Origin of the sequence: Paenibacillus favisporus (genome assembly GCF_040545415.1) — a bacterium.
Lineage (GTDB): Bacteria > Bacillota > Bacilli > Paenibacillales > Paenibacillaceae > Paenibacillus_AQ > Paenibacillus_AQ favisporus.
Genome location: NZ_JBEPLV010000002.1, coordinates 278,734 through 293,490 on the forward strand (window position 1 = coordinate 278,734; position 14,757 = coordinate 293,490).

Genomic DNA, 14,757 nt, shown 5'->3' on the forward strand with positions numbered 1-14,757 from the left:
CTTAATCAGTGGTTGGATGGATGCTGCAATAGGTGCTCCTTTCCATTTTAACAAACAAACCGGGTCAAAAACCTACAAGATTTATAGGTCTTTTCCTCAAAATTTTAGGTTTTTAAGAAAATGGATGGTTCCCTTATTGAGACGATCAGTTCTATAGGGGAGCATCCCAAAAAAACAGGCGCCATTTCTGGCGCCTGTACTGCTCTTTCTACCAAGGTGTTTCCGTTTTATGTTCAATCACTTGCAATACTTTGGGTTCAACCATTTGTTTCAATTGTTCCAGCGCACGCTCGTCATCGGAAGCTCCTCCATGCGAATCGGCCTGGATTTGTTTTTTAGCCTGAGTACTTGCGATGACGTCTATGACTTGTTGCTTGGAGATCTTTTTGGATGCTGCGATTTCGACGACAGTTGCACCCTTCGCCAATTCTTGTTTCAATTCTGCCGGGCTCATGTGAAGTAAAGCAAAGAGCTTTTCATCGTTTAAAAAGGCATCCGCAGTATAGTCAGGCTTGCCGTTTGTAGTGAAAAAGCCTTCCACGGATAGAGCAGGGCCGCCTCCGATCAGCGAAACGCTGATCGTATTCCCTTGAACCATTGCCTGATAGAACGGCGTTGTTGATCCCTTTTCCGTATAGTTCAATATCAACGTTTTTGAGTCCGAATTCTGCATCGGCTCCATGCTGTATTCGTACTTACCGGTGCTGCCGTACAGTTTGTTAATGAGATCATCGACCTTCGACTTGATTTCTTGATCGGTTAAGGAGATGACCGGCTTCTCCTGAGGCTGCCAGTTCTCCTGATTCACATGTTCGATTTCACCCGTAATACCGTTCAGATCAAGCCGGATCTTTTTGCCGTGAGCTCTCTTTTCCTGCAGCACGATACTGGTTTGGATAGCTTTCCCCTGACTTGCATTCGCGGGATTTCCTCCAAGCTGGCTGGCGTCGACGATTTCAAAGGACTTGGTTTCCGGGTAAGAGCGATACAGCTTGTCAAGCGCTGCCTGGCCAACCGCATCCACCTTGACTTGTTCAGCCGTCATCGGTGTTCTCGTCGCCATTTCAATCAGGGGAGGGGCCGCGAATGCCGCGGTTGGAATCATAATTGCGGCAGCAACAATACCGCCGATCCATCGTTTTTTCATCGTTTTTTTGCTCCTTTGTCGTTGTACGTATTGTGAATAGGATTGTTCGATTCGTTTGGAAACAGCCGGGGGGCATTCCATGGTCTTTGCCTCTCGGGTCAGGTATTCGCGGATTTGGCTTTCAATAGGCATTGTTCTTTTCCATCCTTTCCAGGGGGAGGTTTCCCAAGTGTTTTCGAAGCGACTGCAGGCCGGCATGATATCTGGACTTGACGGTTCCCAGCGGAATATCGAGTAATGTTGCAATCTCCTCCAGCGTATAGTCGTGGTAAAAGCGGAGAATGATCACCGTTCGCTGTTTATCGGTCAGCTTGTACATGGCCTTTGATATCTCGGGGTCTGTCCCATCAGTGTTCACCGCGGGCTGATCCCAGTGATGCTCTTCCCGGGAAAAGACACGAATGCGTTCGAAAATTCGAAACCTCCTCCAGCTTTTCATCCGGAATCTCTGCACTTGGCGGATGACCAAGCCGTGCAGCCAGAAGTGGAAAGGACGATTCGGATCATAATTGGGAAGCGAGGTCCACATTTGCATGTAAATCTCATTCATGATATCTTCGCGATCCTGCGGATGGTCCACCAGAAAAGAGACGGTCCGGTAGACGTCCCGATAGGTGGCATCATACAATGTGTGAAACGCCTGCTGATCTCCTTCGATCATTTTTGTGAGCACGTGGTACATGGATTCGTTTTGCATTCAGAGGGCCCTCCTGGGTAAGCAGCTTACACCCTATATTGTCGCTCGATGGAAAAAAGGTTCGGTGTTTATATCATCCTATAAAAAATAAATATTATCTTTTCGAGCCGATTCCGAGGGATCAGTACGTCTATAAGAAGGTCTGGAGCATCGAAGGGCTGAATTACAACGTCGCCTTGGAGGAATTATACCAATAGAAGGGCCGGGGGAAGTATTCGGAAGAGTAACGGTTTGCAACCATGCGTAACACGAACCGTATTAGGATACAAATCGCGAACGCGAATAGGGAGGTAATGAGAGATGAATGAACAACAGGGATGCGTGAAATGCGGCAGCCGCAACGCCAAAACGAAAGAGGTGGCCATGACCGGCACAGGCCTGTCCAAGATGTTTGATATCCAGCACAACCAATTTGTTGTCGTCTATTGCGAAAATTGCGGCTATTCCGAATTTTACAATAAGCAATCGTCGACGGGATCGAATATTCTCGACCTGTTCTTTGGTTAAGCCGTGGAGGAGCACGTCCTCCACAGGCTTTGATAAAAGATCGCCTTTTCCAAGGCGGTCTTTGTTGAATAAATCGTCAGTCTTCTATCCTTTTGGTCAACAGCAGCTCGTGGCCTTTAACATAATTGCAATGTTCATACGTTTTAATGGCAGCGTCATTCCTCTTGCCAGTCAACACTTTTACGCTTTTTACGCCACGTTCCCTGAGATTTTCTTCCAGACATGAAATGATTGCACCCGCAATTCCTCTCCTACGTGCGGCTTCTTCAACATACAGTTCCGTTATTTCCCCCTGCGGCTCTTCATAACAAAATGAATGAAAACTTTGGGCACAACCAAAACCAACGACCTTGCCCTTTATTTCCGCTACAGCAATTAATTCGTTGTTGATCTTCAGGCTCTCCATGATTTGATGGGGAGGCCGCTTGTCACCTCCGTTAAACGCTTGGTTTAGCCTCGAGAGTTCCTCTGCATCGGTTAGTGATGCCAGCCTTACCTTGATATCCGCATTCATTCTTTTCACCTGACCCACAAGTAATATGATTAAATATTCTACCATACCGATGTGGTTCACGTTTGAAGATAACTGGCGTTTAGCCGCTTAACTCCAGTCACCCGCGCCTCGATTTGACATCTAACTCTAAATTTATTACTCTAATTAAAGTATATAAAACAAAGTAAAGAGAAAAGGTGGAGTGGAGTTTGAAAGCATATTTTAAAAATAAAGCCGTCCTCGGCGGCATTTTCATGATGATTTTTTATCAAATGATCATGATCGGGATCTTCATGTCCGGTTACAGCGCGCTTCCGAAAAACGTGGACCGCTTGACGATGGCGATCGTGAATGAAGACCAGCAGTCGGGCGCACAATTTGTAGAGCAGCTGCAGAAGCAGCTGCCGCTGCACGTCGTCACGGACGAATCGCTTGAGCAGGCGCAGAAGGACCTGGATAACCGCGATATTCAGTTCATCATGCATATCCCGCAGGATTTTACGCAGAAGCTGGCCGCCCAGGGCGAACAGGTGAAGCTGGACTTTTTCATCAACGAATCCAATCCGGCCTCGGTCAACAGCACGATGCAGAGCATTGCGACACAGGTATCCTCCAAGATCAGCACGCAGATTCAGACACAGAGCTTTGAAGCCATGCTGCAGGGCATGAAGGTGCCCGCGGAACAATCCAAGCAGATGGTCGAAGGCGTGATGTCGAAGGTGACGCCGAATATCGTGTCTACGAACACGCCGCCTGCCGGCATGCATAATCAGATGGCACCGATGTTCCTGACGATGGCGTCCTACGTAGGTGCGATGATTTATTCGATGATCAGCTCCGGAGCGCTGAATCAGCTGAAAGCCAAAGTAGGCAAATGGAGAGCGTTCCTGTCCCTGCAGGGCGTCCATGTGGTGCTGTCCGTGATCGCGCCGCTGGTCGGCTTGGCCATTTACTTCGGCTTCCACAACTACGGGGCGGAGACGTTCCTGAACATGTGGATGGTGCACTCCCTGGAAATGCTCGTCGCCATCGAGTTCACCAGCATTTGCGTGCTGCTGCTCGGCCAGGCTGGCATGATGCTGAATCTGCCGCTGCTGCTGTCGCAGACGATTGCGGGCGGAGCCGTGCTGCCGCCGGAGATGATGCCGGGATTTTTCAAGGCTTTCAGCCACATTTCGCCGATGTTCTACACGATTCATCTGGATTACAACCTGCTCTTTGGAGGCGGGAAAACGGCGGAATACGTCCTCGGCTTGGTCCTGGTGGGTGCAGGTGCGCTCGTCATCAACCTGTTCATTCACCAGTTTAAGCCGGTCAAAACGGCCAAGGCGGAAAAGGAGCCTGCAGCGGAACCGCAATTCATGTAAAATAAGATCGGATGGGCTGACAGGAAAAGGTCCTGTCGGCCCTTTTTTCATATGATGAGGGGGATCGCAATGTCGCTTCAGATCTTTATTCTCGGCTTGCTCAGCGAGGGGGAGCACCATCCGTACGACATCAAGAAACAGGTGTTCAAGCCTCTGGAAAATACGATCACAATTAACGACGGGACGCTGTATTACAATTTTGAGGTCCTGCTGAAAAAGGGCTACATCCGCAAAATCAAAGTCGTCCAATCCGAAAACCGGCCGGAGAAAACGACCTACGGCATTACCGACGAGGGCCGCAGGGCGCTGGAAGAGGAAATTTACACGGTATTTCAAAATTTCACGAGCATCACGAGCCTGTATTCATCCCTGTTGTTTCTGGATAAAGTGGATAAGCATAAGCTGGCTTACATCATCGAAGAGTCCATCGCCCGGCTGGAGAAAAAAATCCGGCTGATCGAGGAGCGGCCCGGCTTTTCCGAGGTTCCGGACAGGTATCGGGATTCGGCCCTTTTTATTAGCGAGCACGCCTACCACGCCCTGTCGAATGACGCCAACTGGCTCCGGAAGCTGATGGAACATCTCCGTTCTGCTTAACCTCCTGGCTTCAACTTTTTGGGAAATCCAGGGTTGACAAAAGCAAATGGATGCCATAATATAATTAACAATTTCATACCTCATAAAGGTTTCGATTAGAAATAGTAGAAGTGAAGTGACTTTTCAGAGAGCCGCTGGGTGGTGCGAAGCGGTATGGTCGATCATTTCGAACTCGTCTATGAACCGCCACCTGACAATGTAGGGTCTGCCGGAGTTCCACCGTTACAGGGATAGATGGTGATTGCCATCGAAGAAGATCATTTTTGCTTTGCTGAAAATGAATTAGAGTGGTACCGCGGGTTAAACCTCGTCTCTAGCGTAGAGACGGGGTTTTTTTGTTGGCCAAATTCCGGGTTTGGCCGGCACCGCTTTAAATATATATAAACTACACTCATTTGGGAGGAATAGCAGATGAACCGCAAAATTATCGTATTGGACACGACGTTACGCGACGGAGAGCAGGTGCCTGGCGCCAAGCTCAACACGCAGCAGAAGGTTGAATTCGCGCAGCAGCTGAAGCGCCTCAATGTAGATATCATCGAGGCGGGCTTCCCTGCGTCGTCGGCGGGGGATTTTCAAGCCGTGCAGGAAATCGTCAGAACCGTGGGGGACAGCGTCTCTGTAACCGCGCTCGCCCGCGCAGTGAAAAGCGACATCGAAAGCGTGTATGAAAGCATCAAGCTGGCACAAAATCCGTTTATCCATATCGTGCTGGGCACGTCCAACATCCATGTGGAGAAAAAGTTCAGCCGCTCGAAAGACGCCGTCATGCAGATGGGTGTGGATGCGGTCAAATTTGCGAAGACGCTGCTGCCGGAGGTGCAGTACTCCACGGAGGATGCGTCCCGGTCGGAATTCGAGTACCTGTGGCAGACGATCGAAGCGGTGGTCAAAGCCGGCGCGACGATCATCAACGTTCCAGACACGGTAGGTTATGCCGTTCCGGAAGAGTTCGGCGAGCTGATCCGCAAAATCAACGACCGGCTGAAAAACCTGAACGACAAGGTCGTCCTGAGCGTGCACTGCCATAACGACCTGGGGCTGGCCACGGCAAACACGCTGGCCGCCATCAAGAACGGGGCCGAGAAGGTGGAGTGCACCATCAACGGGCTTGGCGAACGCGCCGGCAACACCTCACTTGAGGAAGTGGTGATGGGGCTGAAGGTGCGGGAGAATCATTTTAACTGCCATACCCAGATCCAACTGAAGGAAATACTGCGCACCTCCCGGCTGCTGACGCATTTGACGGGCCTGGACGTGCAGGTCAACAAGGCGATTACGGGCGAAAACGCCTTTGCCCACTCGTCCGGCATTCATCAGGATGGGCTGCTGAAAGATAAAAACGTGTACGAAATCATGTCGCCGGAGGAAGTCGGGGCTGAGAGCATGGAATTGATCCTGACCGCCCGTTCTGGACGGCATGCGTTCAGAAATGCAGTAGAAAAGATCGGCTTCGACACGAGCAATCCAAACGATTTTGAGGAGCTGTTTGCGAAGTTTCTGCAGCTGGCCGACGCCAAAAAGGAAGTGTACGACCATGACGTATTCTACCTGGTGACCGAGCACCGCAAGATCGATCAAGGCACCAGCCATCTGTATGAGTTGGAATCCTTCCAGGTTGTGACCAACGACCTTGTGCCGACGGCGACCGTCCAGCTGAAAAAAGGCGGCGAAAGCTATACGGACAGCAAGGTCGGGGACGGACCGATCGATGCGCTGTACAGCGCGATCAAGGCCTTGGTCGGACTTGACGTGCAGCTGAGGGATTATAAAATTAACAGCCTGTCGCGGGGCAAAGAGGCGATTGGCCGCGTCAACATCCGGCTGGAATATCAGGGCAAAACTTATTCGGGACGGGCGATGGATACCGACATTATCAAGGCGAGCGCGCTGGCGTTCCTCAACGGCATCAACGCCGCCGTCCTGGACGCACCAGGCGAGCCGCAGGCGGCTGTGCAGAGCGCAAGCGAGTAAAAGGAGGCATAAATCATGGCATTAAAAGAGAGTGCCGAGCGGGTGCAGAGCCGTCTCCGTGACATGGGCTACGACCATCGGGTGGTGGAACTGCCGGACAGCACTCGCACGGCGGAAGAAGCCGCGGCGGCGATTGGCTGCGAAGTGGCACAAATTGCGAAGTCCATTATTTTCCGTCTGAGCGGTTCCAATGAACCTGTACTTGTTGTAGCAAGCGGCGTAAACCGCGTCAATGAAAAGCTTGTTTCCTCCTCGCTTAACGTCAAGCTGAAGAAGGCGGACGCAGATTTCGTGCGGGAACACACCGGCTTTGTCATCGGAGGTGTAGCGCCGATTGGTCACCTGGAGAGAATCACGACGATCATTGATGAAGACTTGTTGAAATTCGGTACCATTTGGGCGGCAGCCGGTCATCCGAAGGCGGTATTTTCTTGCACCCCGGAGGAGCTAGTTGCAATGACAGCCGGACAGGTAATGACCATTCAATAAGGTATGGGGCCGAGGTTGTGGGTACAGCCGGAGACGAACATATTTATGCGGTTGGGAATCAGTTCGGGCTCCGCATTTAAGGTCCGAACCCAGAAGAAGCAGCAGGATGCGCTGCTTCTTCTGTTCTTATCATTTTTCGTATAGTCCTGCCGCGGATCTGCCGTCATGCCTTGACAAAAGGAACGATTTTGAAGAAACTAGTGATACATAAAAGTTTTTTTGATGTTCAAAAATATTTTTAGATGACAGATTAAAGAGAGTGGGATCTATGGAACATATCAAGGAAGAGCTGAATGTGCTGCTGCCTGTTATCCGGGCCATCGCCGCCCAGTTTGGGGAGAAATGCGAAGTGGTGCTTCACGATTTGACGCAAGGGTACGAAAGCACCATCGTGGCGATCGAGAACGGCCACATTACCGGGCGGAAGGTCGGGGACTGCGGCAGCAATCTCGGGCTGGAGGTGCTGCGCGGAACCGTGACGGAGGGAGACCGCTACAACTACATTACCCAGACGAAGGACGGCAAAATATTGCGTTCCTCTTCAACCTACTTTAAGAACAGCAAGGGGGAGACGATCGGAGCGCTCTGCATGAACCTAGATATTTCCGATCTGCTCGTGGCGGAGAATACGATCCGCTCACTGACGATGCACAGCCTCGATCAGGAAGTGAAAGAGGTATTCGTCAACGACGTGAACGATCTGCTTGATTACCTGCTGCAGGAATGCCAGAAGGAAATCGGCAAGCCGGTCTCGCATATGAGCAAGGAAGACAAGGTGAAGGCGGTGCAGTTTCTGGATATGCGCGGCGCTTTTCTCGTGAAAAAAGCAGGAGATAAAGTATGTCAGTTCCTCGATATTTCCAAGTTTACGCTGTATAACTATCTCGACGAAATTCGGGCAAGCCAGGACAAAGGCATGCCGAAAAACAGGGTATAGCAAGGAGAGGCTGCTCGGGCCAGGGCCTGATGGATTTTCGAATAGCAAAGTGACAGACAAAGGCAGAAGGAGTCCGCGCAAATCGCATGAATATGAGTAGAAACGGATGCTGCATAAGAGTAGGCCTGTATGTCGGGCTATACTTTGTCATGAATTGAAAGCGCATTCAGATTTGTGATGAATCATAGAAATGATATTGACAATGCGCGACGAGGGGATTCATAATGTGAACAATCAAAAAAATATTTTTTTGATCTAATTATTTTTTTGTAGTTATGGAGTTTGATTGTCTCAGCGAGCCTATCACAAGGGCATACCCATGACCCAGATCTGTGTCATTCAAGGAGGGAGCAAGATGGTTCAAACCGTATCAACGCCTGCCGTCATCGTCGATTTGGACATTGCCGAACGCAACATCCGTAGCATGGCGGAGGAAGCGAGAAAGGCCGGTATCCGGCACCGTCCCCACATCAAATCCCACAAGTCGGTTTATTTTGCCCGCAAGCAGCTGGAGGCCGGAAGCACCGGCATCACTTGCGCCAAGCTGGGGGAAGCGGAAGTGATGGCTGAAGCGGGGATCGACGATATTTTGATCGCTTTTCCCATCATTGGCGAAGACAAGCAAGAGCGACTGTATCAGCTGGCGCAAAAGGTGAAAGTAACGACGGTCGCCGACAGCGTGGAAGGCGCCACGGCGGTGTCGGAGGTGGGCGAGCGTCTCGGCCGCCGCATACCGCTCTACATCGAGGTTGACGGAGGCATCGGGCGCTGCGGGCGCCAGCCGGGGGAGGACACGCTGCAATTTGCGCGGCGCATCCAAAGCCTGCCGGGGATCGAAATCACCGGACTGTTGTCCTACGCGGGGCAGATTTACGGCGAAGAGAGCCGGGAAGAGATCCGCAGCACGGCACGCCAGGAGGCGGCTACCTTGAAGAATACCGCCGATCTGCTGAGGGAAGCGGGGATCGACGTTCCGGTCGTCAGCGGCGGTTCGTCGCTGTCGTCCAAGTTCGCAGGGGAGCTGGAGGGTGTAACCGAGATCCGCGCCGGAAATTACATATTCCACGACGTGGGCCAATTGTCGATGGGCATGATCACGGTGGACGATTGCGCGCTGCGGGTGATCACGACAGTCGTCAGCGTTCCGGCTCCGGGCCGGGCGATCATCGATGCGGGATCCAAAACGCTCACCACGGACACGATGCCGTTCTCTAAAGGTTTCGGCTACATCGTGGAGCATCCCGACATCGAAATTTTCAAGCTGAATGAAGAGCACGGGTTCCTCAGCTATGATCCGGCTTCCGTATCGCTTCACATCGGCCAGCACCTGACGATTATCCCGAACCATGCCTGCGTCCTTCCGAATCTGTGCGATGAAATCGTCGGCTTCCGCGGAGGAGTGCCGGTCGAGAAGATCCGGATCGACGCAAGGGGCAAGAACAGCTAAGCGATACAGAGAGGAGGCTGGGATTCATGGGGAAGGATCTTGGTTCATTTCACGAGCAGGAGCTGCTGGATATCGTCTGTGGATTGATCCGCATCCCGAGCGAAAATCCACCGGGGCGTGAAGAGTCGGCCGCCCGGTACGTCTTGCAGCTCCTCCGGGACGAGGGGATCGAAGCCGAGCTGCAGTGGGCCGCGCCGCACCGGCCGAATGTGGTCGCCCGGTTGAAGGGCACGGCGGAAGGGCCGGCGCTCCTGTACAACGGCCATCTCGACGTTGTCCCGGCCGGGGAAGGCTGGAGCGAGGACCCGTTTGCCGCCGTCGTCCGGGGCGGCGAGTTGATCGGCCGGGGTGCGGCCGATATGAAGTCGGGCGTCGCGGCCATGCTGTACGCGGCCATCCTGCTGCACCGGCGCGGCTGCCCGTTCGCCGGGGAGCTGATCCTGCTCTTCAACGTGGACGAAGAGCGGGAGAATGTCGGCATGCGCCACTTTATGCGCAGCGGCATACACGCCGATTTCGCCGTTATCGGCGAACCGACCGATCTCGGCATCTGCACCGCCCATAAAGGCGTCGGCCGCTACCGGATCCGCACGGCGGGCGTCGCCGGCCATGCGGCGAAGGTGCTGGAGCCCGACAACGCCATTCCGAAGATGGCGGCGCTCATCTCGGCGCTGGAGCCGCTTCGAAGCCGCCTCAAAGAGAGCGCCGATCCGCTCCTCGGATACGCGACGCTGAACGTCACGCAGATCAAGGGCGGGACGGCGCCGAACATCGTGCCGCAGCACTGCGAGATCGAGGTCGACCGCCGGGTTATCCCCGGCGAGACGGCGGCGCAGGTGCTGGAGCAGCTGAAAGAGGCGCTAAATGCAGCTGCAGGCACAAGCTCAGGCGAAGGCTTAAGTGCCGGAACTGGTGAAGTCACCTACGAAGTGGACGACTACTTGTTTATACCGGCGTCGACCATTCCGCAGGACCATGAGCTTGTGCAGGCACTGGTGGAAGTCACCGGCGATGTTCTCGGGAACCCGTCCGCCATCGGCATTTTCGAAGCGACCTGCGAGGCGCCGTTTCTGTCCGTTGACTTGGGCATACCGACGGTTATATTCGGACCAGGATCGCTGGACCAAGCCCATGTGAAGGATGAGCGGGTTCCTGTCCGTCAGATCACGGACGCAGCCAAGGTATACATGCAGCTCGCCATGCGGCTGCTTCAACAACAACCATTACAGGAGGAATGATGATGAGTATTCAAGAGAGATTGAAAGAACTGAACATCGAGCTGGAGCCGGTTGGCGAGCCGAAGTTCTCGTACGTTCCCGTAAACCAGGTAGGAAATCTGCTGTACACTTCGGGTCATGATTGCCGCAAGAACGGGGAGCTGATTCTAAAAGGCAAGCTTGGAGAAGAGCTGACGATCGAACAGGGGCAAGAGGCGGCGCGCCGGTGCATCGTGAACATTTTATCGTCGCTGCAGGCCCATCTGGGCAGCTTGGACCGGGTGAAGAAAGTAGTGAAGATGCTCGGCTTCATCCAAAGCGCTCCGGGATTTAAAGATCAGCCTTACGTGCTGAACGGGGCGTCGGATCTGCTGATCGAAGTGTTCGGGGAGAAGGGTAAACATGCGCGCTCCGCGATCGGGACAAACGAGCTGCCGTTTGATACGCCGGTCGAGGTGGAGATCATCGTCGAGATCGAATAACGGCGGTAGAACCGGGAGAGCTATTTTTCATACAAAAAAAGGAGGGGGTTCAACCCAATGAACCACCACTCCGGAAAATGATCAGATTATTAATGTAACAGACCGAAGCTTGAAAATCAACGAACCGGAGGATCGAACGATGAAGAGCAAGGTTCCATTATATCTGCTGTCTCTTATTGCATACCTGGGGATGCCGCTCGGCGTCATCTGGATGAATCGGATTTACGAGGAACGCCATGTGTTCGTGCTCGGCATGCCTTTATTGCTGTTCTGGATGGTGCTGTGGATCCTCCTTGGGGTTGGCATCATGCTGTTGGTTCATAGGCTCAATCCGGACAACCTGGAAGAAGAGAAGGAGGCGACGGAGTAATGTCACATCAGGCTATTTCCATCTCGATTATCGGCATTTTTCTAGTTCTGGCGCTGTATCTCGGCATCCGGGCGTCGAAAGGTAAAAAAATGAGTCTTGAAGAATGGTCCGTTGGTGGACGCGGATTCGGGACGGTGTTTATTTTTCTTCTGATGGCGGGCGAGCTGTATACGGTCAACGCCCTGATGGGCATCAGCGGCTGGGCTTTCGGGCGCGGCGGGGCTGCGTTCTATAACATCACGATGCTCAATTTCATCATCGGATACTGGCTGCTGCCGAAGATTTGGAAGTATGGGAAGGAGCATAATCTGATCTCCCAATCCGACTTCTTTATCAAAAAATACAACAGTCCGGCTCTGGGCATTTTCGTGGCGGTCGTCGGCTTCATTTCGATGATTCCTTATCTGATCATCCAGCTGAAGGGGCTGGGGCTGATCATTTCCGAGGCGTCGTACGGCGCCATCTCCCCGACCGCCGCCATCTGGATCGGCGTGATCGCCGTCACGGTCTATGTGATGATTTCGGGCATTCACGGCTCGGCGTGGACCGCCGTCATCAAGGATATCCTCATCGTGGTGGTCGTCGTGTTTCTCGGTTTGTACCTGCCGATTCACTATTATGGCGGCATTGGGGATATGTTCCGGGCGGTGGAGAACGCCAAGCCCGGTTTCCTCGGTCTGGAGGACAAGGGGTACAGCACGTCCTGGTACGTATCCAGCCTGATTCTGCTGTCCTTCGGATATTACATGTGGCCGCACGGCTTCATCGCCACCTATTCCGGCAAAAATGCGCGCTCCATCCGTAAAAATACGCTCATGCTCCCGCTGTACATGCTGTTTACGCTGTTCGTCCTGTTTATCGGGACGTCGGCGGTACTGCAGGTGGATGGCGTCAGCAACAACGACATCGCCATTTTTGCCATCGTGAAGCAGACGTTCAGCCCCTGGGTCGTCGGTCTCCTTGGCGCTGCCGGGCTGCTGACGGCGATCGTCCCGGGATCGATGCTGCTGATGACGACGGCATCGCTGATCGCCAACAACGTCGTCAAAGCGCTCCGTCCGCGGACGGACGACCGCACGGTCATGAATTTGGCGCGCTGGCTGGTGCCGGTGGTGGCCGCGGTCGCGCTCATCTTCACGTTCAACAGCGGCTCGGCGATCTTGCTGCTGATGCTGAGCGGGTACGGTTTTGTGTCGCAGCTGACGCCGGCGGTGGTCACAAGCTTTATGAAACGGAATCCGTTGAACAAGTACGGCGTGTTTGCCGGAGTGACGGTCGGCGTGCTGATCGTCGCTTATATCAACCTGATCGGCGCCACCATGGGCACCTTTTTCCCTGCGGCCCCGAGCTGGTTCCAGGATTTGAACGTGGGGATCGTGGCGCTGCTCGCCAACATCGTGGTTTCCCTGATCGTCAGCGCAGCGACCCGGTCATTATCCGCCAGCCGCCCCAGTGCCGCTGCCGAGCGTGCGGCCGTCAAAGGTGCATGAAGGGGCCCCTTAATCGGATGGATTGCCATTTGATAGGCATTTTACGTGATACACGGCGCTTCGTGCCGGGACGTCCAGAAGATGGACTTCCCGGTTTTTTTTATATGTATTGGGAGGTTGTTAGAACCTGGAAAATCATGAACCTGCACGGGGCAAAAAGAATGACCTTTTGGATGAGATAAAATCTGTTAATTCCGCCTGCTTTAAGGTTCATTTAATATTGACCGGATATACTGGCCCTGACCAAGAAGAAGGAGGACCTCATGCTCATGGGCAAACCGCGAATCGAAGAATGGACGCAGCTGCGTGGCCTCGCCTTTCTGGCGATCGTGATGCAGCATTCCATTGCCGAGTACATCTACAGGCCCGACATTGTGGCCGCGGATTCCACCATGCTGACGATGATCTACCACCTGACCCGTTTCGGAACGCCGACCTTTGTATTTCTGTCCGCCGTGCTGCTGTTCTACAACTATGGTGAACGGTTTCGGTACGGTCCGTTTATCCGCAAACGGTTCGGGGATGTGTATGTCCCTTTCCTGTGCTGGACGGTGATTTATTGGCTGTATGTCCACGTATTTACCCCATCCTTCTGGCAAAAAGGAGGACAGGACTGGGGAGCGCTGCTGAAAGAGATGTTCGTTCCTCAGACGGGATACCAGCTGTGGTTTATCCTGATGATCTTTCAGTTCTACCTGCTGTTTCCGCTGTTTGCCTGGGCGTTCCGGGCGGCGCGGCGCGTGATCGGTTCTATGGAGGCGAAGAAGCGGGCAGGGGTGCTGTCCGCGATCCTGGGTGGTTCTTTTATGATCTACGCTGCTCTGCTGTATCTCTCCTATTACCGGATGGGGAGCTGGGCCGAGGGGCTTGGCGGACCCTGGTCCGTTTTGCTGCAGTACCGCAGCTATTCGTTTGTGATGTACGGTTTTTATTTTGTGGCCGGCGCGGTATGCGCGGCATCCGTCTCCAACTGGCGGAAGTGGTGCACCCGGCTGCTGCCTTGGACCGGACTCCTGTTCCTGGCGATGTACATCAAGCTGGGCTATGACGTGCTGCAGGGGTCGGGCGAGGTCGTGAATTTAAATATATCCACTTACCTGCGGCCATCGACCTTTGTCATCATCGTCGCGCAGATGCTCCTGCTGTACGGGCTGCTCATCATGCTGCAGGGGCGGAGCCAGGCTTTCCTGCGGCTGCTGACCTGGATCGGCCGGTATTCGTTCGGCGGGTATCTTGTGCACGCGCTGATCATTTACGTGATCGCCTTTTTTACGCGGCCGATGGATCTGGCCGGCAGCCACGTGTCTTTTACGCTCCTGACCTTCGGCCTGACCGTGCTCGCTTCGCTCGGCATCAGCTACACGCTGTCGCATCTGCCGGGCTCGCGCTGGATTATTGGTGCAAAGCGCCGTGACGTGAAGCAGGGCAAGCCGGACGAGACCGGCTTCCGCAAGGAATCGCCGACGGTGTCTTGATGCCCTGATGCCCTGATGCCTTGATGAAAGTCCATTAGAACAAACCAATAATGATTCCAATCATCCCG

At 53.5% G+C, this 14,757-nt stretch carries 15 protein-coding genes and 1 other annotated feature; of the genes, 12 read left to right on the forward strand and 3 right to left on the reverse strand.

Annotated features, from left to right (window positions below):
- Window positions 1-208: 208 nt before the first annotated feature.
- A complete protein-coding gene (locus ABID47_RS09330; RefSeq protein WP_354496117.1) occupies window positions 209-1,279 on the reverse strand; it encodes a hypothetical protein in 1,071 nt (356 codons plus the stop codon).
- On the reverse strand, window positions 1,269-1,844 hold the full coding sequence (locus ABID47_RS09335) for a sigma-70 family RNA polymerase sigma factor (RefSeq protein ID WP_354496119.1): 576 nt from the start codon (window positions 1,842-1,844) through the stop codon (window positions 1,269-1,271). The genes ABID47_RS09330 and ABID47_RS09335 overlap by 11 nt, the downstream gene beginning before the upstream one ends.
- Window positions 1,845-2,144: 300 nt before the next feature.
- Here ABID47_RS09335 and ABID47_RS09340 point away from each other — a divergent pair, with 300 nt between their 5' ends.
- Window positions 2,145-2,351: a zinc ribbon domain-containing protein gene (locus ABID47_RS09340; protein WP_089545849.1), complete on the forward strand. Its 207-nt coding sequence runs from the start codon at window positions 2,145-2,147 to the stop codon at window positions 2,349-2,351.
- Between the two features lie 76 nt (window positions 2,352-2,427).
- Here the strand turns inward: ABID47_RS09340 and ABID47_RS09345 are convergent, their stop codons facing one another.
- Window positions 2,428-2,865 carry a GNAT family N-acetyltransferase gene (locus ABID47_RS09345; protein WP_354496121.1) on the reverse strand — a complete coding sequence of 146 codons (438 nt, stop codon included), beginning with the start codon at window positions 2,863-2,865 and terminating at the stop codon, window positions 2,428-2,430.
- 188 nt (window positions 2,866-3,053) lie between these two features.
- Here ABID47_RS09345 and ABID47_RS09350 point away from each other — a divergent pair, with 188 nt between their 5' ends.
- The 11 genes from ABID47_RS09350 (at window position 3,054) to ABID47_RS09400 (ending at window position 14,689) form a co-directional block, all read left to right on the forward strand.
- Complete coding sequence (locus tag ABID47_RS09350) at window positions 3,054-4,211, forward strand: YhgE/Pip domain-containing protein (protein ID WP_354496123.1); 1,158 nt, start codon at window positions 3,054-3,056, stop codon at window positions 4,209-4,211.
- Between the two features lie 69 nt (window positions 4,212-4,280).
- Window positions 4,281-4,808: a PadR family transcriptional regulator gene (locus ABID47_RS09355; protein WP_354496125.1), complete on the forward strand. Its 528-nt coding sequence runs from the start codon at window positions 4,281-4,283 to the stop codon at window positions 4,806-4,808.
- Between the two features lie 82 nt (window positions 4,809-4,890).
- Window positions 4,891-5,126: a binding site (T-box leader), on the forward strand.
- Between the two features lie 93 nt (window positions 5,127-5,219).
- A complete protein-coding gene (locus tag ABID47_RS09360; RefSeq protein ID WP_354496127.1) occupies window positions 5,220-6,782 on the forward strand; it encodes a 2-isopropylmalate synthase in 1,563 nt (520 codons plus the stop codon).
- A 15-nt stretch (window positions 6,783-6,797) separates the two neighbouring features.
- On the forward strand, window positions 6,798-7,271 hold the full coding sequence (locus tag ABID47_RS09365; protein ID WP_354496129.1) for a YbaK/EbsC family protein: 474 nt from the start codon (window positions 6,798-6,800) through the stop codon (window positions 7,269-7,271).
- Window positions 7,272-7,539: 268 nt separating this feature from the next.
- Window positions 7,540-8,208 carry a helix-turn-helix transcriptional regulator gene (locus tag ABID47_RS09370; RefSeq protein ID WP_354496131.1) on the forward strand — a complete coding sequence of 223 codons (669 nt, stop codon included), beginning with the start codon at window positions 7,540-7,542 and terminating at the stop codon, window positions 8,206-8,208.
- A gap of 355 nt (window positions 8,209-8,563) precedes the next feature.
- Window positions 8,564-9,655: an alanine racemase gene (locus ABID47_RS09375; protein WP_354496133.1), complete on the forward strand. Its 1,092-nt coding sequence runs from the start codon at window positions 8,564-8,566 to the stop codon at window positions 9,653-9,655.
- Between the two features lie 26 nt (window positions 9,656-9,681).
- On the forward strand, window positions 9,682-10,893 hold the full coding sequence (locus ABID47_RS09380; RefSeq protein WP_354496135.1) for a M20 family metallopeptidase: 1,212 nt from the start codon (window positions 9,682-9,684) through the stop codon (window positions 10,891-10,893).
- Window positions 10,893-11,354 (forward strand): RidA family protein, encoded by a 462-nt coding sequence (locus tag ABID47_RS09385; protein WP_076170412.1) that lies wholly within the window; start codon window positions 10,893-10,895, stop codon window positions 11,352-11,354. The genes ABID47_RS09380 and ABID47_RS09385 overlap by 1 nt, the downstream gene beginning before the upstream one ends.
- A gap of 139 nt (window positions 11,355-11,493) precedes the next feature.
- The gene (locus ABID47_RS09390) at window positions 11,494-11,724 is read left to right on the forward strand and encodes a DUF3311 domain-containing protein (protein ID WP_116232318.1); all 231 of its coding nucleotides are present in this window, start codon (window positions 11,494-11,496) and stop codon (window positions 11,722-11,724) included.
- Window positions 11,724-13,214: a sodium:solute symporter family protein gene (locus ABID47_RS09395; RefSeq protein WP_354496137.1), complete on the forward strand. Its 1,491-nt coding sequence runs from the start codon at window positions 11,724-11,726 to the stop codon at window positions 13,212-13,214. Before ABID47_RS09390 ends, ABID47_RS09395 begins: the two co-directional genes overlap by 1 nt.
- A gap of 269 nt (window positions 13,215-13,483) precedes the next feature.
- Window positions 13,484-14,689, forward strand: coding sequence for an acyltransferase (locus ABID47_RS09400; RefSeq protein WP_354496139.1), 1,206 nt, complete (start codon window positions 13,484-13,486; stop codon window positions 14,687-14,689).
- Window positions 14,690-14,757 lie beyond the last annotated feature (68 nt).